Origin of the sequence: Pseudomonas sp. HS6-2, assembly GCF_049325675.2 — a bacterium.
Classification (GTDB): Bacteria; Pseudomonadota; Gammaproteobacteria; order Pseudomonadales; family Pseudomonadaceae; genus Aquipseudomonas; species Aquipseudomonas putida_N.
Genome location: NZ_CM143906.1, coordinates 481,350 through 506,526, shown reverse-complemented (window position 1 = coordinate 506,526; position 25,177 = coordinate 481,350). Strand labels below are relative to the sequence as shown.

At 63.3% G+C, this 25,177-nt stretch carries 20 protein-coding genes and 1 riboswitch; of the genes, 9 read left to right on the top strand and 11 right to left on the bottom strand.

Translation table 11 applies throughout. The annotated features are described in order from the left end of the window. Positions 1–9: 9 nt before the first annotated feature. Positions 10–843, bottom strand: a complete 834-nt coding sequence (locus ACOKS3_RS02295; RefSeq protein ID WP_422763791.1) for an EamA family transporter — start codon at positions 841–843, stop codon at positions 10–12. A 362-nt stretch (positions 844–1,205) separates the two neighbouring features. Here ACOKS3_RS02295 and ACOKS3_RS02290 point away from each other — a divergent pair, with 362 nt between their 5' ends. Both ACOKS3_RS02290 and ACOKS3_RS02285 read left to right on the top strand, forming a co-directional pair. Further along, entirely contained in the window at positions 1,206–1,502 is a 297-nt protein-coding gene (locus tag ACOKS3_RS02290; RefSeq protein ID WP_422763792.1) for a hypothetical protein, read from the top strand. A gap of 384 nt (positions 1,503–1,886) precedes the next feature. After that, positions 1,887–3,122 carry a cation:proton antiporter gene (locus ACOKS3_RS02285; protein ID WP_103445969.1) on the top strand — a complete coding sequence of 412 codons (1,236 nt, stop codon included), beginning with the start codon at positions 1,887–1,889 and terminating at the stop codon, positions 3,120–3,122. Positions 3,123–3,154: 32 nt separating this feature from the next. Here ACOKS3_RS02285 and ACOKS3_RS02280 read toward each other — a convergent pair whose 3' ends face one another. After that, positions 3,155–3,556 (bottom strand): acyl-CoA thioesterase, encoded by a 402-nt coding sequence (locus tag ACOKS3_RS02280; protein WP_012274534.1) that lies wholly within the window; start codon positions 3,554–3,556, stop codon positions 3,155–3,157. A gap of 179 nt (positions 3,557–3,735) precedes the next feature. Next, positions 3,736–3,832: riboswitch (S-adenosyl-L-homocysteine riboswitch) on the top strand. 20 nt (positions 3,833–3,852) lie between these two features. On the opposite strand from ACOKS3_RS02280, the gene ahcY reads away from it, so the two are divergent. The 5 genes from ahcY (at position 3,853) to ACOKS3_RS02255 (ending at position 10,377) form a co-directional block, all read left to right on the top strand. Next, entirely contained in the window at positions 3,853–5,262 is a 1,410-nt protein-coding gene (gene ahcY / locus ACOKS3_RS02275; protein ID WP_103445970.1) for an adenosylhomocysteinase, read from the top strand. A gap of 126 nt (positions 5,263–5,388) precedes the next feature. After that, positions 5,389–6,234, top strand: coding sequence for a methylenetetrahydrofolate reductase [NAD(P)H] (metF, locus tag ACOKS3_RS02270; protein WP_103445971.1), 846 nt, complete (start codon positions 5,389–5,391; stop codon positions 6,232–6,234). Between the two features lie 94 nt (positions 6,235–6,328). Next, entirely contained in the window at positions 6,329–7,405 is a 1,077-nt protein-coding gene (locus tag ACOKS3_RS02265) for a hypothetical protein (RefSeq protein ID WP_422763794.1), read from the top strand. 63 nt (positions 7,406–7,468) lie between these two features. Next, a complete protein-coding gene (locus tag ACOKS3_RS02260) occupies positions 7,469–8,257 on the top strand; it encodes a substrate-binding periplasmic protein (protein ID WP_103445973.1) in 789 nt (262 codons plus the stop codon). 218 nt (positions 8,258–8,475) lie between these two features. Next, on the top strand, positions 8,476–10,377 hold the full coding sequence (locus ACOKS3_RS02255; RefSeq protein ID WP_103445974.1) for a DEAD/DEAH box helicase: 1,902 nt from the start codon (positions 8,476–8,478) through the stop codon (positions 10,375–10,377). 61 nt (positions 10,378–10,438) lie between these two features. On the opposite strand, the gene ACOKS3_RS02250 is transcribed toward ACOKS3_RS02255, so the two are convergent. The 3 genes from ACOKS3_RS02250 to ACOKS3_RS02240 form a co-directional block, all read right to left on the bottom strand. Then, entirely contained in the window at positions 10,439–11,017 is a 579-nt protein-coding gene (locus tag ACOKS3_RS02250) for a YceI family protein (RefSeq protein ID WP_103445975.1), read from the bottom strand. Between the two features lie 34 nt (positions 11,018–11,051). Continuing rightward, entirely contained in the window at positions 11,052–11,603 is a 552-nt protein-coding gene (locus tag ACOKS3_RS02245) for a cytochrome b (RefSeq protein ID WP_103445976.1), read from the bottom strand. Positions 11,604–11,803: 200 nt separating this feature from the next. Next, positions 11,804–13,570: a flavin monoamine oxidase family protein gene (locus ACOKS3_RS02240; protein ID WP_422763795.1), complete on the bottom strand. Its 1,767-nt coding sequence runs from the start codon at positions 13,568–13,570 to the stop codon at positions 11,804–11,806. Positions 13,571–13,939: 369 nt separating this feature from the next. Between ACOKS3_RS02240 and ACOKS3_RS02235 the strand changes: the two genes are divergently transcribed. After that, complete coding sequence (locus ACOKS3_RS02235) at positions 13,940–15,346, top strand: adenosylmethionine--8-amino-7-oxononanoate transaminase (RefSeq protein ID WP_103445978.1); 1,407 nt, start codon at positions 13,940–13,942, stop codon at positions 15,344–15,346. Positions 15,347–15,399: 53 nt separating this feature from the next. After that, positions 15,400–16,122, top strand: coding sequence for a 16S rRNA (uracil(1498)-N(3))-methyltransferase (locus ACOKS3_RS02230; RefSeq protein ID WP_422763796.1), 723 nt, complete (start codon positions 15,400–15,402; stop codon positions 16,120–16,122). A gap of 8 nt (positions 16,123–16,130) precedes the next feature. Here the strand turns inward: ACOKS3_RS02230 and trhA are convergent, their stop codons facing one another. Genes trhA through pilH form a run of 6 tightly spaced genes read right to left on the bottom strand, consistent with a single transcriptional unit; the run spans position 16,131 to position 25,161 of the window. Beyond that, positions 16,131–16,748, bottom strand: coding sequence for a PAQR family membrane homeostasis protein TrhA (gene trhA / locus ACOKS3_RS02225; protein WP_085676688.1), 618 nt, complete (start codon positions 16,746–16,748; stop codon positions 16,131–16,133). A gap of 59 nt (positions 16,749–16,807) precedes the next feature. Continuing rightward, the gene (locus tag ACOKS3_RS02220; protein ID WP_103445980.1) at positions 16,808–17,281 is read right to left on the bottom strand and encodes a chemotaxis protein CheW; all 474 of its coding nucleotides are present in this window, start codon (positions 17,279–17,281) and stop codon (positions 16,808–16,810) included. Next, positions 17,274–22,163: a hybrid sensor histidine kinase/response regulator gene (locus ACOKS3_RS02215; RefSeq protein ID WP_422763797.1), complete on the bottom strand. Its 4,890-nt coding sequence runs from the start codon at positions 22,161–22,163 to the stop codon at positions 17,274–17,276. The genes ACOKS3_RS02220 and ACOKS3_RS02215 overlap by 8 nt, the downstream gene beginning before the upstream one ends. 9 nt (positions 22,164–22,172) lie before the next feature. Next, complete coding sequence (locus tag ACOKS3_RS02210) at positions 22,173–24,197, bottom strand: methyl-accepting chemotaxis protein (RefSeq protein WP_258035836.1); 2,025 nt, start codon at positions 24,195–24,197, stop codon at positions 22,173–22,175. A gap of 47 nt (positions 24,198–24,244) precedes the next feature. Continuing rightward, positions 24,245–24,799 (bottom strand): chemotaxis protein CheW, encoded by a 555-nt coding sequence (locus tag ACOKS3_RS02205; RefSeq protein WP_103445983.1) that lies wholly within the window; start codon positions 24,797–24,799, stop codon positions 24,245–24,247. Beyond that, positions 24,796–25,161, bottom strand: a complete 366-nt coding sequence (gene pilH / locus ACOKS3_RS02200) for a twitching motility response regulator PilH (RefSeq protein ID WP_103445984.1) — start codon at positions 25,159–25,161, stop codon at positions 24,796–24,798. Before pilH ends, ACOKS3_RS02205 begins: the two co-directional genes overlap by 4 nt. Positions 25,162–25,177 lie beyond the last annotated feature (16 nt).

Sequence of the window (25,177 nt, the reverse complement as noted above, 5' to 3'; positions counted from 1 at the left end):
ATCGTGAGGTCAGAGCTTCATCACCAGCATGCCTGCCAGGACCAGCCCGCAAGCTAGGAGTCTCGGCCCGCCAAAAGGTTCTTTGAGGTAGCGCATACCGAGCAGTACCACCAGGATCACACTCAATTCGCGCAGAGCTGCCGCTTCTGCCACCGACCCCAGGTGCATGGCCCACAACACCAGTGCGTAACTGAACAGCACGCAAAAGCCCACAGCCAGGCCCAAGCGCCATTGGGTACGCCAGAACAGCACGAACGGCGCCCTGCGCGCCACGCTGGCCAGCAACGGGAATGGCCAGGCGCTGAGCAGCGTCAACCACACCAGGTAATCCCAAGGCTTACTCCACAACCGCACCGCCTGGCCGTCGAACCAGGTATAGCAACCGATACACAGCCCGATCAGCGCAACCACCGGCAGCATCGACCACGGCAACCGGTCACCACCGCCACCCTGCCACAACAGGCACGCCATGCCACACGGGATCAGCAGGATGCCGATTATCTGCTGCGAGCTGAGCGACTCACCGGCAAACGCCAGGGTCAGCCCCAGCACCACCAACGGCGACAGGCCGCGCATCAGAGGATAGACCAGCCCCAGATCCCCGACCCGATAGGCCTGGATCAGCAGAAACCGGTACAACTGCTCGGCCAGCGCCGAAGCCAGCAACCAAGGCCAGATCTCGGCGGGCGGGAACTCGGTGAAGGCCACCGCGCACACGGCGAACAGCAACGCCACGACGTCCATGCTGGCGATCACCAACAGGCGCTCGGCACTGAATTTGATCAGGGTGTTCCAGGTCGCATGCAGCAGGGCGGCGACCAATACCAGGGAAGTTGCCAGCACGCGAGAGAGTCCTTGCCTTGGGTTCAAATGGGGCCGCAGCACTATACCTCGGGGCAGCGTCAGGCTACTGAAAAAGACTACAAGTTCAGTAGAAGTTTCAGCCACCTCAGAAAGCCGTTTCTCGCCTCATCATTCAATACACTCATAACGGACCGCATCGCATGTAGTTGGGCGCTCGTGCTGCACCTGAACGCAGCCACCACTACGAATACACACTCACTTACGAAACACGATTGACGCTTCGACACGCGCAGGTTTAGGATCGCCATAAGGCATGGGGTAACCCGTGCCTACCTTCCGAGGCCCGCGATGCGCAAGCAAGCGGGCTTTCGTGTTTCTGGGGGCAAGGAACCCCGGAACTCATGACTCACTTTGTGGCCTACCTCGACGAATTCGGCCATGTCGGGCAATACATCTCGCGTACACACAGCCAATTCAAGACCAGCCCCGTGTTTGGCCTGGGTAGGATTCTTATCCCAGCTGAAGAAGTGCGAGAGTTCGCCATCTTCTTCTATCAACTGAAATGCCAGCTACTTGTCTGGGACATAGCCCATGAAAACCCCAGGAGCCTCCCCGCCTATCAGTGGGAAAAGAAAGGTTCCAAACTCTTCACGACACGTAACGTCACGATGCCACTGAAAAATGCCGAAGCTTGGTAGAGCCTCCCCTGCAGGGCGAAAGCCACCTTTTCCAGACACTTCAATGCGCAGACTGGATCTGCGGCTTGGTGGGGCGTTTGATGGCGATGTCTGTTTCGCCTGAGGAGTACCCTGACTGGGAGCCTTTCGACAGATATTTCGCAGCCCGAATCGCTGAAGTCGCCCTGCCGGGTTCAGGCTTACAGCGTCATCCCGTCATGCTGCCAATCGGCAAGCGCCCAACGGCCAAAACAGAAGCCTGAAACCGCATGCAGGAAACCTCACAACGGATACGCGGTCTATCTGCACAGTCAGAAAGTGTGTCCCGAGCCCCTCGCCAGATCATCAAAGAACTGCCCGAGCCATTCGGGTAACGACTTGGAAGCCATTGTCACAGGATTCGGGATGCTTGAACTAGTTGCCGCGTTTATCTGCCTCACCACCCTCCTCACCTATGTAAATTACCGCTTCATCGGCCTGCCACCCGCCATCGGCGTGATGGTCACGGCGTTGCTGTTCTCCCTGATGCTGCAGGGTCTGAGCCTGATCGGCTTCCCCGGCCTGGAAGAACGCGTCGAAGGTTTGATGAACCAGATCGATTTCAACGACCTGCTGATGCATTGGATGCTGGCCTTCCTGCTGTTCGCCGGCGCATTGCACGTCAACCTCAGCGACCTGCGCAGTTATCGCTGGCCGATCGGCCTGCTGGCCACACTGGGTGTGCTGATTGCCACCGTGGTGATCGGCTACCTGTCGCACTGGGTGTTCGCGATGTTCGGCTGGCAGGTGCCGCTGATCTACTGCCTGCTGTTCGGCGCGCTGATCTCCCCGACCGACCCGATCGCCGTGCTGGGCGCGCTGCGAACCGCCAACGCCTCAAAGCCGCTTAAGACCACCATCGTCGGCGAGTCGTTGTTCAACGACGGTACTGCGGTGGTGGTGTTTACCGTGTTGCTGGGCATCATCCAACTCGGCGAAACGCCGAGCGTCTCCGACACCGCCATCCTGTTCGCCCGCGAAGCAATCGGCGGCGTGCTGTTCGGCGGCGTGATCGGCTATGCCACCTACCGCATGATCAAGAGCGTCGAGCAGTACCAGGTCGAGGTAATGTTGACCCTGGCGCTGGTGATCGGTGGTTCGGCGATGTGCTACGAGCTGCATGTTTCGGCACCGATCGCCATGGTGGTCGCGGGCCTGATCATCGGTAACCTGGGGCGCAACCTGGCAATGAACGACATGACCCGCCGCTACATGGACGGCTTCTGGGAGCTGATCGATGACATGCTCAACGCCCTGCTGTTCGCCCTGATCGGCCTGGAACTGTTGCTGTTGCCGTTCAACTGGCTGCACCTGGCGGCGGGTGGCGTGCTGGCGTTGGCGGTGCTGCTGTCGCGGCTGCTGACCGTGGCCCCGGCAATCGTGCTGTTGCGCCGCTGGCGGCCAGTGCCGAAAGGCACTGTGCGAGTTCTGACCTGGGGTGGTCTGCGTGGCGGGGTTTCGGTGGCCCTGGCGCTGTCGCTGCCACTGGGCGCGGAACGTGACCTGCTGCTGTCGATCACTTACATCGTGGTGTTGTCGTCGATCCTGGTGCAGGGTTTGAGCATTGGCCGGGTGGTTCGCAAGGTCAGTGCACAGCCTTGAAAGGCAGGGGCCGCGTCGCGGCCCCCGAATTGTCACTCGACTGCGGAGTCCGGGAACTGGTCCTGGACGTACTTGATCTCGGTCCGCCCATGGGCCGCCGGCAAGCCGTCTTCGCCCAGGTTGACGAAGACCATCTTGTCGACCGTCAGAATGCTCTTGCGGGTAATCTTGTTGCGTACTTCGCACTTGAGGGTGATCGAGGTACGGCCAAACTCGGTGGCCGTGATGCCCAGCTCGATGATGTCGCCCTGGCGCGAGGCACTGACGAAGTTGATCTCCGACATGTACTTGGTCACCACGCGCTGATTGCCCAGCTGGACGATGGCATAGATTGCCGCTTCTTCGTCGATCCAGCGCAGCAAGCTGCCGCCGAACAGCGTGCCGTTGGGGTTGAGGTCTTCGGGTTTTACCCATTTGCGGGTGTGAAAGTTCATCTTTACTCCTGACCTGCTTGGCTAACGTGAAGTAATGATGGCAGAGCGGCCGCCGCCGCTCCATTGAACATCGACTATCGTCGCGATAAATCGACAGAAAGCCTTGGGTGTGTCACACAGCCACGGCTATAATCGCTGCCGATTCTCATGGCTGCCCGCAGTGGCGGCCATCCCGCCACCCATCCGAGGGGCGCTGCAGCAGGCTCGGCCTGTCAGGCTCGGTTGGGGCGTTGTCCGCTGAAGCGGACGCTCAACGCACAACGGCGCCCATTCGCACACTACGAATGGAGGCTCTCATGAGCGCTGTAAACACGCCTGCTGGTTTTTCCGACTTCAAGGTCGCCGACATTTCCCTGGCCGACTGGGGCCGCAAGGAAGTCATCATCGCCGAATCGGAAATGCCGGCACTGATGGGCCTGCGCCGCAAGTATCAAGCCGAACAACCGCTCAAGGGCGCGAAGATCATCGGCTGCATCCACATGACCATCCAGACCGCCGTGCTGATCGAGACCCTGGTCGCCCTGGGTGCAGAAGTCCGCTGGTCGTCGTGCAACATCTTCTCCACCCAGGACCAGGCCGCTGCCGCCATCGCCGCCGCCGGCATTCCTGTGTTCGCCTGGAAAGGTGAAACCGAGCAGGAGTACGAGTGGTGCATCGAGCAGACCATCCTCAAGGATGGCCAGCCTTGGGACGCCAACATGGTGCTGGACGACGGTGGTGACCTGACCGAAATCCTGCACAAGAAATACCCGGCCATGCTGGAAAAGATCCACGGCGTGACCGAAGAAACCACCACTGGCGTGCACCGCCTGCTGGACATGCTGGCCAAGGGCGAGCTGAAAGTCCCGGCGATCAACGTCAACGACTCGGTCACCAAGAGCAAGAACGACAACAAGTACGGCTGCCGTCACAGCCTGAACGATGCCATCAAGCGCGGCACCGACCACCTGCTGTCGGGCAAGCAGGCCCTGGTAATCGGCTATGGTGACGTGGGCAAGGGCTCGGCCCAGTCGCTGCGTCAGGAAGGCATGATCGTCAAGGTCACCGAAGTCGACCCAATCTGCGCCATGCAGGCCTGCATGGACGGCTTCGAAGTCGTTTCGCCGTTCAAAGACGGTATCAACACCGGTACTGAAGCCGGCATCAATGCCGACCTGCTGGGCCGCATCGACCTGATCGTCACCACCACCGGTAACGTCAACGTCTGCGATGCCAACATGCTCAAGGCCCTGAAGAAGCGTGCCGTGGTCTGCAACATCGGCCACTTCGACAACGAAATCGACACCGCCTTCATGCGCAAGAACTGGGCATGGGAAGAGGTCAAGCCGCAGGTTCACAAGATCCACCGCACTGGCGCTGGTACCTTCGACCCGCAGAACGACGACTACCTGATCCTGCTGGCCGAAGGCCGCCTGGTGAACCTGGGCAACGCCACTGGCCACCCAAGCCGCATCATGGACGGTTCGTTCGCCAACCAGGTGCTGGCGCAGATTTTCCTGTTCGAGCAGAAGTTCGCTGAACTGCCAGCTGTCAAAAAGGCCGAGCGCCTGACCGTGGAAGTGCTGCCGAAGAAACTCGACGAAGAAGTGGCCCTGGAAATGGTCCGCGGCTTCGGTGGCGTGGTCACCCAGCTGACCCCGCAACAGGCCGAGTACATCGGCGTGACCGTCGAAGGCCCGTTCAAGCCGGACGCCTACCGCTACTAAGCGGCAGGCTTGGAGCGACACGCTTCAACGCCGAAACCTGAACGATGCCCAAGCCAGATCGGCCATCACCGATCTGGCTTTTACTTGCAGCTTGCTGCCAGAGGCCTGCTGCTCGAGGAACGCCTGATGTCCCAAGATCGCCGTTACAGTTTCGAGTTCTTCCCAACCAAGACCGACGCCGGTCACGAGAAGCTGATGGGCGTTGCTCGCCAGCTGGCCGCGTACAACCCGGACTTCTTCTCCTGCACCTACGGTGCCGGCGGCTCTACCCGCGACCGCACGTTGAACACCGTGCTGCAGCTGGAAAGCGAAGTGAAAATTCCTGCCGCGCCGCACCTGTCGTGCGTTGGCGACACCAAGGACGAACTGCGCGCCCTGCTGGCCGAATACAAGGCTGCCGGTATCAAGCGCATCGTCGCCCTGCGTGGCGACCTGCCGTCGGGCATGGGCATGGCCAGTGGTGAGCTGCGTTATGCCAGCGACCTGGTCGAGTTCATTCGCCAGGAAACCGGCAACCACTTCCACCTGGAAGTAGCCGCCTATCCGGAAATGCACCCGCAAGCGCGCAACTTCGAAGCCGACCTGGGCAACTTCGTGCACAAGGTCAAGGCCGGTGCCGACAGCGCCATCACCCAGTACTTCTTCAACGCCGACAGCTACTTCTACTTCGTCGAGCGTGCACAGAAAATGGGCGTGGATATCCCGGTGGTGCCCGGCATCATGCCGATCACCAACTACAGCAAACTGGCGCGTTTCTCCGATGCCTGCGGCGCCGAGATCCCGCGCTGGATCCGCAAGCAGCTGGAAGCCTACGCCGACGATACCGCGAGCATCCAGGCCTTTGGCGAAGAAGTCATCACCCGCATGTGCGAGCAACTGCTGCAAGGCGGCGCGCCGGGCCTGCACTTCTACACCCTCAACCAGGCCGAGGCGAGCCTGGCGATCTGGAACAATCTGAAACTGCCACGCTGAAACTTTTTGGCATCATCGGATTCTGAAAGAATTAAGGCTTTAGTCGTAGACTAGGGCCTTATTTTCTTTCTGGCCCTGATAGGTGTCGTTCGCAATGCAACATTTCCTGCCATCTCGCCCTCAGCTCGTGTACCTGGCGTTCGGCCCTGCCACCTATCATCAGGAAGCCTGTTTCAGCATCGTCAGCGCCCTCGCGCACCTGAAGGGCAGTGCCCCTCAGGCCATCGACATTCAGGTCTATACCGACAATGCCGAGCCCTACGGCAAACTGCCGGTGACCGTCCATCTGCTCGACGAGGCCACCCGCAAGGCCTGGAACCAGCCCCACGGCTATCACTTCCGCAGCAAGCACGTGCTGTTGCGCCAGGTGCTGCAGCAGCATCCTCAGGCTGTACTGATCGACACCGATACCTTCTTCCGCAAGTCGCCGCTGCAACTGTTCCAGCGGGTCAAACCCGGCACGCTGCTGTGCAACGCCATTGGCGCACGCTACGGCGCGAATCAGCAGTGCCTGCTGTACACGAACCTGCTCGGCATTCTCGAATCACGCGGCCTGGCCGACTGCCAGATGCCGCTGGTCAACTCGGGCGTAATCGGCCTGTGTGCCGAAGATACCGACGTGCTGGACCGTTCCATTGCCATGATGGACGAATTCTACCCGTTGGCCCGCACCGCCTATACCCTGGAAGAGTTCTGCCTGGCGGTGGCCGCTTACCGCAAGATGGAACTGGCCGAATGCACCGACGTGATCCATCACTACTGGAGCCGCAAAGCCCAGTTCCGCGCCAAGATTCAGGCCTGGTTGCGCAAGCACGGTGATAACCCGCTGGGGCCGGCAGCGCTCGCCGATGTGGCATTGGTCAACGACCAACTGCCACGCCCACCGACCTTGCAGCGCTTGGGCTACAAGGCCTTGAGCCTGACCATGCCCAGCCGCGAGCGCCAGTTCGTGCGCGAGCTGCTGTATGGCTGCTACCCCTACCCCAACGAGTTCGATCGCGCCTGTGCATCGGCCTGGTGGGACAAGGCCCTGGAGAACCTCAACGAACGCCACGGGCGCATCGAGCCTGAGCAATTGCGCCAGTGCCTTCGCCACCCGAGCCTGCGCCTGTCACTGGGCGGTCGGCGCAAGGATATCGAGGCACACCTGCTGCGTTCTTCCCATCGCTGAGGCCGAAACCAGGGGCTTTGATCTTCACCGGCCTTGCCTCTGGTGAGCGCGTAATCTCGCGCCATGCCCCACATCGCCCAATTGCTGTGCATCCTGCTGCTCGCCTGCCTGAGCCCGATGGCGCTGGGCGAGCGGCTGCGCCTGGTCAGCGACGACTGGGCGCCCTATGTGTATCGCGATGGCGGCCGGGCCAAAGGGATCGACTACGAAGTCACTACTGAGGTTTTTCGTCGCCTGGGTGTCGAGGTGGACTGGCAGTTCCTGCCGTGGAAGCGCTGCCTTGCCCTGGTGGAACAGGGCCAGGCTGACGGCGTGATGGACATTTTCCAGGTTGAATCGCGCAAGGCGTATTTGGTCTACCCGGCAGAACCCATGTCCGATGTCGAGTTCGTGCTGTATCAGGCCAGCGACCGGCGCCATGCCATCCGCCAGCTGGATGACCTCAGCGGCCTGACCGTAGGCACGTCGCCGGGTTACGCCTACGACAAGGCATTTAATGAGTCCCAGGCATTCCGCCGCGAAACCGCGCCGAGCCACGAAGCCAATTTCGGCAAACTCATTCGTGGGCGCATCGATTTGCTGGTCACCGACCGTCTGGTCGGGCGTTACCTGCGAAAACAGCTTGGCCTCGAACAGCAGGTCGAAGAGCTGCCCCTGATGATCAGCCGTCAGGCGCAATACCTGGGCCTGGCGCGCAAACCCGGGCGCGAACAACTCGCCCAGGCGTATGCCGAAGAACTGCGTCGTTTCAAGCAGGAACCGGCGTTCGAGGCGATTATCGAACACTACATCGGCGACGCAGGCGATCTTGCTGGCGCCGTTGAGCAGCAGGAAAGCAGCACGCTGCGTTAGCTCTGTTATACTCGGGCCTTCCCGCCCGGCTCACGCCCGGACGCTCGGCCTCGCAACAGGCATCCCGATCGGCATCGACGCAACTTAGCGTCCACCTTCCGTTTCCCGGATGTGCAGTGAAAGCCCAGCTGGACCGGACGCGATCGCATCCCTTCGATGCCCGTCGCGCCAGGCAGAATATCCCAACGGGCCCAGCCCACACGAGAACAGGATTGCCCATGTCCTTTGCTTCCCTCGGACTCTCCGAGGCTCTTGTCCGCGCTATCGAGGCAGCGGGCTACACCCAGCCGACCCCGGTGCAACAGCGGGCCATTCCCGCCGTGTTGCAAGGCCGCGACCTGATGGTCGCCGCACAGACAGGTACTGGTAAAACCGGCGGCTTCGCCTTGCCGATCCTCGAGCGCCTGTTCCCGGCCGGCCACCCCGACAAGTCTCAGCGTCACGGCCCGCGCCAGCCGCGCGTTCTGGTCCTGACCCCGACCCGTGAACTCGCCGCCCAGGTACACGACAGCTTCAAGGTATACGCCCGCGACTTGCCACTGGTAAGCGCCTGCATCTTCGGTGGCGTCGGCATGAACCCGCAGATCCAGGCCATTGCCAAGGGTGTCGACGTGCTCGTCGCCTGCCCGGGGCGCCTGCTCGACCTGGCCGGCCAAGGCAAGGTCGACCTGGCCCACGTGGAAATCCTGGTCCTGGACGAAGCCGACCGCATGCTCGACATGGGCTTCATCCATGACGTGAAGAAGGTCCTCGCCCGCCTGCCGGCCAAGCGCCAGAACCTGCTGTTCTCGGCGACCTTCTCCAAGGACATCACCGACCTGGCCGACAAGCTCCTGCACAACCCGGAGCGCATCGAGGTCACCCCGCCGAACACCACCGTCGAGCGTATCGAGCAGCGCGTCTACCGCCTGCCCGCCAGCCACAAGCGCGCCCTGCTGGCGCACTTGATCACGCTGGGTGCCTGGGAACAGGTACTGGTGTTCACCCGCACCAAGCACGGCGCCAACCGCCTGGCCGAATACCTGGAAAAGCACGGCCTGACCGCTGCCGCGATCCACGGTAACAAGAGCCAGAACGCCCGCACCAAGGCCCTGGCTGACTTCAAGGCCAACAGCGTGCGCGTGCTGGTAGCCACCGACATCGCCGCCCGAGGCCTGGACATCGACCAGCTGCCCCACGTGGTCAACTTCGAGCTGCCGAACGTCGAGGAAGACTACGTGCACCGCATTGGCCGTACCGGCCGTGCCGGGCGCTCGGGCGAGGCCATTTCCATGGTCGCGCCGGATGAAGAAAAGCTGCTCAAGAGCATCGAGCGCGTCACCAAGCAGAAGATCCCTGACGGCGACCTGATGGGCTTCGATGCCAGCCAGGTAGAAGCTGAAAAGCCTGAGGTGCGTGAGCGCCAGCAGAACAACGGCCGCGGCGGCCGCAACCAGCAGCAAGCCCGCGGCGAAGGCAGCAAAGACGCCAACGGCGGCCGTAAGGACAAAGGCAAGGACAAAGGCAAGGCCAAGCAGCAGGCTGCTGACAAGCCAGCCGACAAGGAAAAGTCCGGCGATAAGCAACAGCAGCAACGCAAGCCGCGTGACAAGAAACCGCGTCAGCAACAGCAGGCCAGTAACAGCTCTGCACCGAAAGTCGCTGCCGACCGTGATCCGGAAGAGTTTCTGGACGACGATGTCGACAACTTCGGTAACCGCGCCGACTACGTCAGCCCTTACCAGAACGGTAAAGGCCAAGGACGCAACCGCCGTCCGGGTGGTGCAGGCCAGGGCCAAAGCCAGGGCAGCGGCCAGCGCAGCAATAATAGCGGTGGTGGCCAAGGCCAGGGCCGCAATGCTGGCGGCCAGCAGCGCAGCGCCAGCGGCGACAAGCGCCCACGCAACAACAACGGTGGCGGCGCGCGTCGTGACAACAATGGCGGTGGCCGCAACCGTTCGGCCGGGCGTGACGATGCCGCGCGTCAGGAGCCGGCAGTACGCAGCACCCGCGAACAGCACCAGCCAGTGATCATCCGCAAGGAATCCAAGCTCGACCGTTACCCAACGCCAGAGCAGCTGGACGATCTGCCGAGCCGCCCGCGCGGTGAGCGCCCTGCACTGCTCACCCGCAAGGGCTGAGTCGCGCAGCAGGCATAAAAAAACGCCGCCCAATGGGCGGCGTTTTTTTGCCTGAAGCGGCTTACTTCTGCTTCACGCCTTCGAGACTGATATCCAGATCGACGGTCTGCGAAGTCGGGCCTGGGCCTTTGATGCCAAAGTCGTTCAGGTTCAGAGTGGTGGTAGCGTTGAAGCCAGCGCGCTCGCCGCCCCACGGGTCCTTGCCCTCACCATTGAAGGTGGCCTTGAAGGTGACTGGCTTGGTCACACCGTGCATGGTCAGGTCACCAGTCACGTCGGCAGTCTTTTCACCGGTCGACTTGACGGCGGTGGAGACGAATTTGGCGTCGGCGAACTTGCTTACCTCCAGGAAGTCCTTGCTCGCAATGTGCTTGTCACGCTCCGCATGGTTTGACCACAGGCTGGCGGTTTTGACATCGACTTCGATCTTGCTGGCCTCAGGCTTGGCGCTATCCCAAGTGAATTTACCATCGAAGTCCTTGAAGGTGCCGTGGATGAAGCTGTAGCCCAGGTGGCTGATCTTCCAGTCGACGAACGCGTGCTGGCCTTCCTTGTCGATCTTGTACTCGGCAGCCATGGCCTGGCCGGCGGAGAACAGAGCGGTACCGAGCGCCAGAGCGGCAAAAGTCTTTTTCAACATCCTTACTTCCTTCCTATGCAATTGAGGTTGAGAGTCAAGCTTTGCGGCCCAGCATGCGAGTCAGGGTCGCGTCACGGTCGATGAAATGGTGTTTCAGGGCGGCCAGGGCATGCAGCACGGCGAAGATCACCAGGCCCCATGCCAGCCACAGATGAATCACGCCGGCCACGTCCGCCTGGTCAGGCAGGTCGCTGATCAGCGCCGGCACGTCGAACAGGCCGAACACTGGAATACCGACGCCGTCGGCAGTGGAAATCAGGTAACCGGCGATCATGACGGCAAACAGCCCCAGGTACAGCGCCAGATGCCCCAGCTTGGCCGCCATGCGGGTGAATGCCCCATGGTTGGCCGGTGCCGGCGGTGGCGGGGTGATGAAACGCCAGACCACACGCAGCAGCATCACCGCCAGCAACACCAGGCCGATACTTTTGTGCAGGTCAGGGCCGGCCTTGCGCCAAGGGTCGTAGTAGTCGAGACCGACCATCCACAGGCCCAGGCCGAACAGGCCGAAGACTGCCAGTGCAACGCCCCAGTGCAGGACGATGCTGACCACGCCATAGCGAGAAGGTGAATTGCGCAGTTGCATGATGACGTGATTCCCCGTGAAAGCTGTGCACAGACTAACGCGTAACGTATCGAATAAAAGCTTAAAAAACTGCTTTGGATTATCGAAAAATACGATGATTAGTGTGTGAGTTTCCTATTAAGGAAACATTAACAATAGTCGGAGAGTTAAGGGTTTCCAGCCTCTTCAGGGGTAAGACCGCGAAGAGGCCAGCACAGGGATCAGTTTGCCTTGGCCTGGGTATTGTCCACCGGCTTCTTCACTGGCTCGGATTTGACTGTGGCCTTCTTCGGCTCGACCGCCTTTTTCGCCTGTTTCGCCGCAGGTTTGTGCGCCGGCGCATGCTTGGCCGGAGCTGCCTTGGTCGCAGCGGGCTTGGCCGGTTCTTCCTTGGCGACTTCTGCAGCTGCAGGGGCAGCAGGGGCCGCGGCTGGAGCAGGTGCAGGCGCCGGTGCAATTTCCTCGGCCTTGGCAACCGGCGCAGCCTTCACCTCAGGCTTGTCCGAACCACCGAACAGCCGCGAGAAGAAGCCGCCGCTGTCCTTTTTCGCCACTGCGGCACCCGCTGTTGCCGCTGCCGCGACGGTCGCAGCCTTGGCCGGGTCGAACGACTTGCCGGCCAGCAAGTCCTGCACCTGGCTGGCAGCACGCTGGCCGCTGCGCAGGGCGCCTTCGAGGGTGCCTGGGTAAAGCGCATCGGTGTGCTCGCCAGCGAAGGTGATGCGCTGCACCGGGCGCTCCCACAGGCGCCAGTACTTGCTGATCTGCCCCGGGCCGTAAGCCAGGTACGCACCACCGGTACCGGCGTCGACACTGTAACGCTTGACCTCATAACCGGTGAACGCGCCACGGGCTTGTGGATAGAACGCATGCAGGCGGATCAGCACCTGGTCGACCATCTGCTTGTCGCCAAAGGCCTGCAGCAGTCGCGCATTGTCGCCCGAGAGGTTGATCACCACGTTGGCACCGCCCTTGAGCGCCGGCTCGATCCACAGCATGCCGAGGCCGGCATTGCTGAAGATTTCACCCGACATGCGCGAGCGGCTTTCCCAGACCGGCTGCTTGAACTTGAGCATCAGCTGGTCGCGCCAGCCGTAGTTGGTGCCTCGGAGCGCTGCCACATGTTGAGTGTCCAGACCTGGGGTGATCTGGATCTTGGCCAGCGCTCGCAGCGGCACCGCCAACACCAGGTAATCGGCCTTGTAGTCCGTGCTGCCGACCTTGACCTTAACGCCATCCTTGTCCTGTACGATCGCCGTGACCGGCGAGCTGGTCTTGATGGTCTTCAGCTGCTTGACGAATGCCTGGGCCAGCACCGGGCTGCCGCCAGGCAGGCGCGCGGCACGCAGGTCGCGATCACTGACGCCGCGGTAGACGCGGTTCTGCTGGGCGAAGTAGAGCAGCGACAGGCGCGATGGCTCGTCATAGCGGGTGCGGATCTGCTGGTTGATCAGCTGACGCGCAGTGGTCGGCAACTGCAGTTTGTCGAGCCAGGTGGACACGTTCATCTGGTCGAGGGCGAACAGGGTGCTGTTCGCCTGCGGGTTGAGCGGGTCGTCGATCGAACGGGCCAGGTCGTCGAGGGTCTTCTCGTAGCGCTTGAGCGCCTCGGCGGTGGCCGGTTGCTTGGTGGCCAGGTCGGTGCCGCTGAAGTACTCACCGTCGATCAGGTAACCCGGGGTACGCACGAACTCCGGCGCGGGCAGTGTTTCAAGCTTGAAACGGTCAAGGTACTGGTTCAGTACCGGCTGGGACTTGGCGTTACCGATCCACTCGCTGGTGGCCAGGCCCGAACGGCCGCCCATGCCTGATTTGGCCTCCAGCAGGGTGACCTGCCAACCCTTGTTCTGCAGCTCATAGGCCGCGGTCAGGCCTGCCAGGCCGCCACCCACCACGATTGCCGAGGGTGTCTTGTCCTTTGCCAGCGCGGCGCCGCTGGACACACCGATCAATACCAACGCGCACAGGCGCACCCAAGCAGCAGCCATGTCGGCGAACTCCGAGTTGAAAAAGCAGGGATGGGAAGAGGCGGGAATGCCCCGAGAGTCGATGCGCTAAGAATACGTCAGGTATCTGGACCCTGCCAGCACAGCGATATCAAGTGCCTTTGGCAACTGGCATTTTTGTCAGCAGTCAGGCCTCTGGCCACTAGATGAAGCTGGCGAAGGTGGCTAAAAAAAACCGACAAAAGGAGCTGCACCATGACCTATGAGGAGCATTTCACACAGGTAGAAAGCACATTCGCCGCCTGGAATGGACCCGCACCAGGCGCCATTGACTACTAGCGGTTGTCCTGCCCCCTCGCTTTGCTTAGGCTTACGCGGTCAAAGCAGGCAGTAAAGCCAGGAGAAGTGCCCATGGGCCTCAACGATCAGTGGATGCAGCGCGACCTCAAGGTCCTATGGCACCCCTGCACCCAGATGAAAGACCACGAGCAACTGCCACTGATCCCGATCCGGCGCGGCGAAGGCGTGTGGCTGGAGGACTTCGACGGCAAACGCTACCTGGATGCCGTGAGCAGCTGGTGGGTCAACGTGTTCGGCCACGCCAACCCGCGTATCAACCAGCGCATCAAGGATCAGGTCGATCAGCTGGAACACGTGATCCTCGCCGGCTTCAGCCACCAGCCGGTGATCGAGCTGTCCGAGCGCCTGGTGGCCATGACCCCCGCCGGGCTCGACCGAGTGTTCTATGCCGACAATGGTTCGTCGTGTATCGAAGTAGCGCTGAAGATGAGCTTCCACTATTGGCAGAACATCGGCAAACCGGCAAAAAAGCGCTTCGTGACCCTGACCAACAGCTACCACGGCGAGACCATCGCCGCGATGTCGGTCGGCGACGTGCCATTGTTCACGGAAACCTACAAGGCACTGCTGCTCGACACCCTCAAGGTGCCAAGCCCCGACTGCTACCTGCGCCCCGAGGGCATGGGCTGGGAAGAACACTCGCGGAACATGTTCGCCGCCATGGAGCAGACCCTGGCCGAACACCACGAGACAATCTCGGCGGTGATCATCGAGCCGCTGATCCAGGGCGCCGGTGGTATGCGCATGTACCACCCGGTGTACCTCAAGCTGCTGCGCGAAGCCTGCGACCGTTATGACGTGCACCTGATCCACGACGAGATCGCCGTCGGTTTCGGCCGCACCGGCACCATGTTCGCCTGCGAGCAAGCCGGCATCCGCCCGGACTTCCTGTGCCTGTCCAAGGCGCTGACCGGTGGCTACCTGCCGCTGGCCGCCTGCCTGACCACCGACAAGGTGTACCAGGCCTTCTACGACGATTACCCGACACTGCGCGCGTTCCTTCACTCGCATAGCTACACCGGCAACCCGCTGGCCTGCGCCGCGGCTCTGGCGACGCTGGACATCTTCGAGCAGGACAATGTGATCGAGGCCAACAAGGCCCTGGCCACGCGCATGGCCAGCGCCACCGCGCACCTGGCCGATCACGCCCACGTCGCCGAGATCCGCCAGACCGGCATGGCCCTGGCCATCGAGATGGTCCAGGACAAGGCGACCAAGGCTGCCTATCCGTGGCAGGAGCGTCGTGGCCTGAAAGTGTTCAAGCACGCCCTGACCCGCGGCGCCCTGCTGCGCCCCTTGGGCAGCGTGGTGTACTTCCTGCCGCCGTACGTGATTACCCCGGAGCAGATCGACTTCCTCGCCGAAGTGGCCAGCGAAGGCATCGACATTGCCACTCGCGACAGCGTCAGCGTCGCCGTGCCGGCCAACTTCCACCCCGACTTCCGCGACCCGGGCTAGTAAACCTGCAAGCCCACCGCCGCCATGTGATCCTACTCCGTCCGAGCTGAACCATGAGACTGTCCCGCTTCTTCATCGACGCCCCCCTGAGCCTTGGCGAGCACGACCTGCCCGAAGCCCAGGCCCATTACATCGGCCGCGTTCTGCGCATGGCCCCTGGCGACGCCGTGCAACTGTTCGATGGCAGTGGCCAGGAATACCTCGGCCAACTGCTCGAAGTCGGCAAGAAGGTGGTACGCGTCAGCCTCGACCAGGCCCTCGCCGGTCAGCCCGACTCACCGCTTCACGTCCACCTCGGCCAGGGCCTGTCCCGCGGCGAACGCATGGATTGGGCGATCCAGAAGGCCACCGAGCTTGGCGCCAACGCAATCACCCCGGTCGTCAGTGAACGCTGTGAAGTGCGCCTGAAGGACGAGCGTGCCGACAAGCGCCTGGCCCACTGGCGCCAGGTGGCGATCAGCGCCTGTGAACAATGCGGCCGCTCGACCCTGCCGGTCATTCATCCACCGGTGACCCTGGCCGAATGGCTCAAGAGCACCGAAGCCGACCTCAAACTGGTCCTGCATCCGGTCGCCGAGCCACTGACCAGCCATGGCAAGCCGGCAACGCTGGCCTTCCTGATCGGCCCGGAAGGTGGCCTGAGCGAGGCAGAAGTCGAACAGGCCAAGGCTGCGGGCTTCCATGCCGCACGCCTCGGGCCGCGGGTATTGCGTACCGAGACAGCGCCGGTGGTGGCGCTGTCGGTAGCGCAGCAGTTGTGGGGTGATTTTTCGTAAACAAAAAGCTAACGCACGTACAGCGACACCGCCACGAAGTGCATCAGGCTGCCGGCAATCACGAACAGGTGCCAGATGCCGTGCCAGTGGCGGAAACGGCTGTCGAAGGCGAAGAAGATGATGCCCACGGTGTAGAACACGCCGCCGGCCGCCAACCAGGTGAAACCGGCGGTGCCAAGGCTGTTCAACAGTGGCTTGACCGCCACCAGTACGATCCAGCCCATCACCGCATAGATGATGATCGACAGGATACGCGCTTCCGAGCGCGGCTTGATCTCCTGCAGCATGCCGATCACCGCCAGCCCCCAGACCACGCCGAACAGGCTCCAGCCCCAGGGCCCGCGCAGGCTGACCAGGCAGAATGGGGTGTAGCTGCCGGCGATCAACAGGTAGATCGACAGGTGATCGAGCTTGCGCATGATCACCTTCGCCCGCCCGCGGGTGCTGTGGTAAAGGGTGGAAATGCTGTAGAGCAACAGCAAGGTGCTGCCGTAGATGGAGAAACTGACGATCTTCCAGGGGTCGCCCTGCAGGCCCGCGACGACGATCAGCCAGATGGCACCAATACAGGCCAGGACGGCACCGACCAGGTGGGTCCAGGCATTGAAGCGTTCACCGTAGTACATGCAAACACAGACCTCCCGAAGCGGACTGGGTTCATTACAGCTTCCATTCCTGCCTCATCCTAGCCAAGGGCAGGTTGCAGTTCAGCGTCACGCACCAATCTTTCCAGGCCGGCCAGGTCCGGCACCCGCGCCACCTGTTCGCCCACCTGTACGGCGGCCAGCTCCAGGCTGCCCAGCGGCACATCCACATAATTGAGCTGGCTGTCCAGCTTGCACGAGCGTGGAATGTCCTGCAGCAGCACTGCCAGGTAACGCAAACCGGTATCCCCCAGCGCATTCAGCACCACGATCCGCGCCCGCTCGCCACACGGTGTCTCACCACCACAGGCTGCCTCGAAACCGATCAACGGCAGATGCTGCTGCCGCCAGTCGATCCACCCCAGGTGCCAGGGCGGATCGCCGGGTTCACACACCAGGTTGCGCTGGCCGATCAGTTCGACCACGGCGACGTTGGGCAACACCAGGGTGCGGTCACCCAGCGGCAGCAACAGGCCGGTCAGGCTGCTGCGCTGCCCTGCAATCAGTTCAAGCATGGGTCTGGCTCCAATGGGCGATGCTCTGCAGCAGTACCGACTCCTGATAAGGTTTGCCCAGGTAATCGTTGACGCCAATGGCCATGGCACGGTCGCGGTGCTTCTGCCCGGTGCGCGATGTGATCATGATGATTGGCAGGTCTTTCAGACGCTCGTCGCGGCGAATGCGGGTGGCCACTTCGAAGCCATCCATGCGCGGCATCTCGATGTCCAGCAACAGCACGTCAGGGCGGTGCTCTTCCAGCAGGGCCATGGCATCGACCCCGTCCTTGGCCGTCATCACACTCATGCCATGGCGTTCCAGCAGGCGGCTGGTGACCTTGCGCACGGTGACCGAGTCGTCCACTACCATTACCAGCGTGGCCCGCCGCGGTGCCGGGCCGAACAGGGTCCGCTGCACCCCGCTGCCACCGGGCAGACGCGCCAACCGCCGCTGCTGGCCGCGCAGCTGGCCCAGCAGGTCGAGGATCAGCACCACCCGGCCATCACCGAGCAAGGTCGCACCCGACAAGCCCGCCACGGCGGCGAACTGCGGGCCAAGGCTCTTCACCACGATCTCGCGGCTCGGCGACAGGCTGTCCACCTGGATGGCGAACGACTGCTCCTGGGAGTGCAGCAGCAACACCGGCAATGGCACGCTTTGCCCCAACAGCACCGGGCGCGGCAGCCCCTGCAGCAGTTCCCCCAAGTAACGCAAGGCGTACTCGTGGCCGCCATACACATAACGCGGGGCATCCAGCTGGTAACAGGCGGCCAGCTCGGCAGGTGGCACGCGCACGATGCCCTCGATGGTGTTGAGCGGAATGGCGTACTGCTCCTCGCCCAGGTGCACCATCAAGGCCCGATTGATCGACACGGTGAACGGCAGGCGGATCAGGAAGCGCGCGCCCTTGCCCAAGGCCGACTCGATGGTCATCGAACCGCCCAGCTGCTTGACCTCTTCGTGCACCACGTCCATGCCCAGGCCGCGCCCGGAAATCTGGGTGATCTTCTCTGCCGTGGAAAAGCCTGGGCGCAGGATGAACTGCAGGATCTCGTGGTCGCTCAGTTGTGCCTGCGGGTCCAGCAGGCCGCGCTTGATCGCCTTGCGCCGTACCGCTTCCAGCGGCACACCGGCGCCGTCATCGGTCATCTCGATGACGATGTCGGCGCCCTCATGCAGCAAGTTCAGGTGAATGGTGCCCTGCTCCGGCTTGCCTGCGGCCAGGCGTACCTCACGTGCTTCCAGGCCATGGTCGACGGCATTGCGCAGCATGTGCTCCAAAGGCGCGACCATGCGTTCGAGCACGCTGCGGTCCAGTTCGCCCTCGGCGTTGCCGACCACCAGCTCGACCTGCTTGCCCAGCTCGCTGGCCACCTGACGCACCACCCGCTGCAAGCGCGGTACCAGGCGCTCGAACGGCACCATCAGGGTCGCAGTCAGGCCCTCCTGCAGTTGGCTGTTCACCCGCGCCTGTTGCTGCAGCAGGCTGTAGGCTTCCTGGGCGCGCTGGGTGAGGGTTTCCTTGAGGTCGAGCAGGTCGGAGGCCGACTCGAACAGTGCCCGCGACAGCTGCTGGAGCTGCGAATGACGGTCCATCTCCAGCGGATCGAAGTCTTCGTAGGCATCCCCCTCGAACGCCTGCCGGCTGCTGATCCGCCCCTGGGTCTCGATGTCCAGGCGCAGCAGCTGGTCGCGCATGCGCTCCAGGGTGGTTTCCATCTCGTTGAGGGCGAACTGGGCGTCGTTGACCTGCTGTTCGATACGGCCACGAATGATCGAATGCTCACCGGCCAGGTTACCCAGGTCGTCGAGTAGCTCGGCATCGACCTTGACCATGTCGCCAGCCGCCCGCTCCGGTGCCGTAGCCGGTACTTCGGAGGGCGCGGCGTCGGCCTGGGCTTGGCCGGCTGCGCTGTCGGTCAGCGCGGCGCTGCTGAAGTTGCGGATGTAGTCGATCAGCGCAGTGGCGGCATGCAACGGCTGGCCCAGGCGCACGGCGTCGAGCATGTGCGCCAGGCGGTCATGGCAGTTCTGCAGCAGCGCGAACAGCGGCCCGCTCGGCGGCAGGCGGCCCGCGGCGAGCAGTTCGTAGAGGAATTCCAGTTCATGGGCCAGGTCGCCGATGGCGCTGATCTCGACCATGCGCGCACCGCCCTTGAGGGTATGCAGGTCACGCAACAGGTTCTCCACCTCGACGCTGCTGCGCGGATCGGCCTGCCAGCGCGCCAGGGCGGCGGCGGCGCTTTCGACGATGTCCGAGCTTTCTTCGAGGAAGACTTCCAGCAATTCCTTGTCGCCTGGGCTGTCGGGCTCGTCATCGTGCTCCAACGCACCAGGTAGCGGCATTATCGCATCAGGGCTTACCAGGCCGGTGGCCTCCGGAGCCAGCGCGCCATCCAACAGTTCGCGCAGGGCGTCGACGCTGTCAGGCCGGGGGCTGATTTCCTGCCCGGCAGCCACTTCGTCGAGCATGTCCAACAGGGCTTCATGGGCTTGCTGGGCAACGCTGAAGAAGCGCGGGCTGGCGCCCAGGCTGCCCTCTTCCACGGCGCCGTAGAGGTCGAGCAGCGCTTCGCAGACGGCATCCATCTGCCACAGGTCGGCCAGGTGCGCAGCGTGGCCAAGGCTGGTCAGCTCGTCGAGCAAGGTATCCAGAGGCTCGCGCTGACCGGGCTGCTGTTGCCAACGTGACAGCAGCGACTCGGCATCCAGCAGGATATCCATGGCCTGGGCCAGGAAACTGGCGATCAGCTGCGGGTCACGCTTGCCATGGCGGGTGTGCTGAGGCTCGGCATGCAGGCTGGCCAGGCGCAGATCAACCGCCTCGCCAACCTGCTCGATCAGCTGGGCCGCGCCCGGGATGGCGGCCAACGGTGTACTGCCCAACTGCGCCAAGCCCTGCAGGAACAGGCCATGGGCGGTTTGCAGCCATTGCATCTCCGCCGCCTGCAACGTCAGCTGGTGCCCCCGGTACTCGCGCACCAGGCGGTCGAAGGCAGTGGCCAGCTCGGCAATCGGCATGACCCCGGCCATGGCTGCGCTGCCCTTGAGGGTGTGCAAGGCGCGCTGCAGGCTGTCGCTGACTTCGCTGCCCTGGCCGTCGGCGCCATGCAGAAAGCCTTCCAGGCTGGCCAGGTGGCCTTGTGCTTCGTTGCGGAAGATATCCAGCAACTGCGGGTCCAGGCCATCGATATCGGCGCTGACCGGAGTGTCGTTCTCGGCCAGGGCGTGCAGGTGGCTCGCCAGTTGTTCGATCTCGGTCAATTGCGGCAACTGGCCAGCGGCAAAGTCAGCCAGCAGATCCGGCAGATGGACGAATACCTGCTGCAACGCCACCGCGCCCTCCGGGGTCAGGGCGATACGCCCCTCCAGCACCCGGTTGAGCAGGTGCTCAGCGCCCCAGGCCAGCTCGGCCACCGCCTCGGCATGCACCATGCGCCCGCTACCCTTGAGCGTATGCAGGTCGCGGCGCACTTCGATCAGGGCGTCGCGCAGGCTGTTGTCGGCGCGCCAGCGCAGCCAGTGGCGCTCGATTTCCGGCAGCAACTCGCCGGCCTCTTCGAGGAACACCTCACGCAATTCATCATCGATGCCATCGCTGCCATCCTGCGCCTGGGACGGGTCCGCATGGGTACACTGCACACCGAGCTTCGTCAGGCTGGCACGGGCCATGTCGAGAAACGGTTGAGCATCGGCCAACGGGTCGGCGACGCGCCATTGCAAGTAGCACTCGACGGCACAGAGGGAGTCGGCCAGATGGCTCAGTTCGTCCGCTGGCGGCTCCACTTCCAGGTGCTGCAACCAGCCCTGTACATAGCCTGCGCAGCCGGCAAACACTTCGGCAGCGGCTGGCAGCATCAGCATCGCCAACGCGCCGCGCACTTGCTGCAGCAGTCCCGGCAGTGGCTGCAGGCGCTGGCGCGGCCAGCCGGACTCCAGGCAATCTCCAATCAGGTCCTTGGCCTGCTGCAGCACAGACAATGATTCCTGCAGCACCAACTGGCGAATCTCGGCCAGGTCAGAACCGGGCAGGCCGCCCTGCCCGCCCTCCTCCAGTGGCAGGACCATGCCGTTGAGCGTGGCCTCCACATACAGCAGGGCGCCGGCCACATCCATCAAGACCGCGTCGTCCGCCGTGCGCTCACCCTGGGCCAATGCCTGCAGCGCCAGCACTTGGTCGATGATCACCCGGCGAGGTTGCTGGAAGCCCAGCACTGCAAGGGTGTCGGCAACATGGCGCAATGGCGCGAGCAGCGCCTCCAGCTCCTCACTGTGCTGGCGGTCGCCGCGCACGAACTGGTCCAGACGCTCCTTGATCCGCATCAGGTCGTCGCACAGGGCGCTGACCACAGAACGCAGGGCATCACGCCCCGGCCCGGCCTGCATCTGTTCCCGCCAGTTGCCCAGCGACAAGTCGAGGTTGGCCAGGTCATCGGAACCGGCAAAGCGCTGCGCGGCGCCGCTGATCAGGCTGGCCTGGGCCAGGGGCTCGACGCCACGGCAGGCACGCAGCTGGTTGAGCAGCGGCAGCATCACCAGTGGCAGGTCATGGCGTGCACCACGCAACCTTTCCAGATACGACGGCAGTTGCTCCAAGCCACGGAACAACGGCCCCAGGCAGTCACCGCGGGGGCTCACCTGGCCCTCGGCCAGGGCCTTGGCCAGCAGCTCAAGTTCTTCGGCCAGGCGTGTGGCGCCGCGCAGTTCGAGCATGCGCAGGCAGCCATGCACCTGATGCAGGTTATCCACAACGAACGCCAGCATCGACAAGTCGTCGGTCTCGCCGGCAAAGCGCTCCAGGGCCTGACGGGCCTGGCTCAGGCAATCGAGGATGGCGGCCCGGGTCCAGGCCAGGGCCACGGTATCGTGGCGCTCGGGGCTTACGACGGCAGAAGCCATGAATTTTCCTCAGCTTCGCTCGGCGGGAGCCGGCAGAGTGAAACCGGAGACCGAGCGGCGCATCTCGCTGGCCATCCGCGCCAGGTGGCGGATGCTGTCGGCGGTGGCGCCGGAACCGGCGGAGGTCTGCGCGGTGATCTGCTGGATCACCGCCATGGTGTGGGAAATCTGCCCCGCCGAAGAAGTCTGCAACTGGGCTGCATCGGAGATGCTGTGGATAAGTTCGGCGAGGTTCTGCGATACGCCCTCGATCTCGGCCAGCGCCACGCCGGCATCCTGGGCCAGGCGCGCACCGCGCACCACCTCGGCGGTGGTCTGCTCCATGGAGATCACCGCCTCGTTGGTGTCCGCCTGGATGGTCCGCACCAGCGCTTCGATCTGCCGGGTCGCCGAGGACGAGCGCTCGGCCAGGCGCTGCACCTCGTCGGCGACCACAGCGAAACCGCGGCCGGCCTCACCCGCCAGCGAGGCCTGAATTGCCGCATTGAGGGCCAGGATGTTGGTCTGGTCGGCAATGTCGTCGATCAGGCTGACGATGTCGCCGATTTCCTGGGAAGACTCGCCCAGGCGCTTGATCCGCTTGGCGGTGTCCTGGATCTGCTCGCGGATGTTGTCCATGCCGTTGATGGTGTTGTGCACCACCTCGTTGCCCTTGTTGGCGATCGCCACCGAGCGCTCGGCGACCTTGGCTGACTCATAGGCGTGGGCGGAAACCCGGTCGATTGATTCGACCATGTCGCCGACTGCTTCGGACGCCTCGCTGATCTGTTCGGCCTGGTGCTCCGAGGCCTTGGCCAGCTGGCGCGCGGTGTTCTGCGTGTCTTGCACGGCAGCGGCGACCTGCTCGGCGCTGTGGTTGATGGTGGCCACCAGGTCGCGCAGCTGGTCGACCGAGTAGTTGATCGAGTCGGCGATGGCGCCGGTGAAGTCTTCGGTCACCGACACAGTGACGGTCAGGTCGCCGTCGGCCAGCTCTTCGATTTCATCGAGCAGGCGCATGATCGCCTGCTGGTTGCGTTCGTTCTTTTCGGCGGTTTCATGCAACTGGCGGTGAGTGGTGCGGACCATCACCAGGCCGATCAGGATGATCGAAGCCAGCGCCAGCAGGCCCAGCGCATAACCGCCGACGGTATCCAGGGTGCGGCCGCTGGCCAGGTTCTCGAACCCGTTGGCCAGGTGCGAGGCCTCATCCAGCAGCGTCTGCGACAGGCTGAAGATGTTGCCGGCCGCTTCGCGCACGCGGAACAGCTCGGGCGATGTTTCGAGGATTTCATCGACCGAACCGGCCACGAACTGGAACAACTCGGCGATTTCCGCCAGGCGCGCGCGGGCATCAGCGTCCTCGACGCGGGTCACCTGGATGGCCGGGTTGCCGCCCAGCATGCCCTCGAGCACCTGGCCGAAGCGGCTGGCATCGCGGCCAAAGGTATCGGCGGCCTGCGCCGCCGCGTCGTCGCCGGCCAGAACGGTGTTGACCGAACCGAGAATGCGCTCGGCCAGCAGCAGCTGGCGCTGGGCGACGACCACCTGGTTGGCCGGTGCACCGCTTTGCAACAGGATCTCGACCACCTTCTCGTATTCGACCTGCAGCTGCGGCACGGTTTCGGCGAGGGTCGCCGCCACTTGATGCAACGACAGCACGGTCTGTTCGCTGGCCAGGATGGTGTCGGTGTTCTTGCGCAGGTTTTCCCAGTCCTGGCGCACCGCCTCCATTTCATCGCGGACTGCGGCCGGCGCCGCAGGCAGGCCGGTGGACTTGTCGCCTTCGCGCAGGTAGCCCCAGCGCCGCTCGAAATCGTTGCGCGCATCCGACAGCAGCTTGAACGCCAGGGCCTTGCCTGCCGCGGCCTCGGTGGCGTTCTTGGCGATGCGCTGGGACAACACCCGCAGCTCACCGGCGTGGCCGATGTACTGCTTGTCGTGATTGGCCTGAGTATTGAGGTAAGCGAAGTTGGCGAACAACAGGATGATCGACAGGATCAGGATCACGAACAGCACGGTGATCTGCACGATGCTGCGCGTGCGTGGGGTCATGCTGGCGGGGGCGACGGGTGTGGCCGGCTTGTTCACGTTTGAAAATCCTATAGCGCCACGTCAAGAAAACCCGGCGCCTGGGCCAGGGCGAAGGGGCTGAAGATCGCCCAGTTGCGTTCACGCGGGAAGTGCCCCTGCACGAAGCGGGTAGCAGCTCGCAGCAGCGGTTGCGGTGGCGACAGCTCCAGGCTGCTCAGGGCGAAATGCTGCAAGCCCAGCACCTCGTCGACCAACAGGCCGACGAACAAGTCTTCGTGGTCCAGCACCAGCACCCGCCGCTGCTTGCCTGGCGCAGCAGGGCCAAGGCCGAAGAAACTGCTCAGGTCCATCACCGGCAGCAACCGGCCGCGCAGGTTGGCCACGCCGCACACCCACGGCTGCACGCCAGGCACGCGGCTGCTGCGCGGCTCGCGCAGCACCTCGGCGACCTCGCCCATGGGCGCGACGAACCACTGCCCGGCAATGCGAAAGCCGATGCCGCTCCATTGCTGCAGGCGGGTGTCCTGCAGCGGCTGGTCGGCCACCAGCAGGCGGCAGCGCCGGTCGATGTCCAGCAACAGCTCGAAGGCGGTCAGCGACGCGCCTTGCGGGCGGGTGGTCAAGCGCCCAACACTTCTTTGAGCTTGGCGATCAGCGCTTCCTCTTCCACCGGTTTAGTCAGGAAGTCACGGGCACCCTGGCGCGTCGCCCAGATGCGGTCGGTTTCCTGGTCCTTGGTGGTCACTACCACCACCGGGATGGCGCTGGTTTCCGGGTCCTTGCTCAGCTGGCGGGTGGCCTGGAAGCCGTTCATGCCGGGCATGACGATGTCCATCAGCACCGCGTCAGGCTTTTCCTGGCGGGCCAGGGCCACGCCGTCGGCACCGTTGTTGGCCTTGAGCACCTGGTGACCGTGTTTTTCCAGCCATTCGGTCAATCTGTACATCTCTGTCGGCGAGTCGTCGACAATCAGAACGCGGGCCATGCTGTTTCCCCATCAG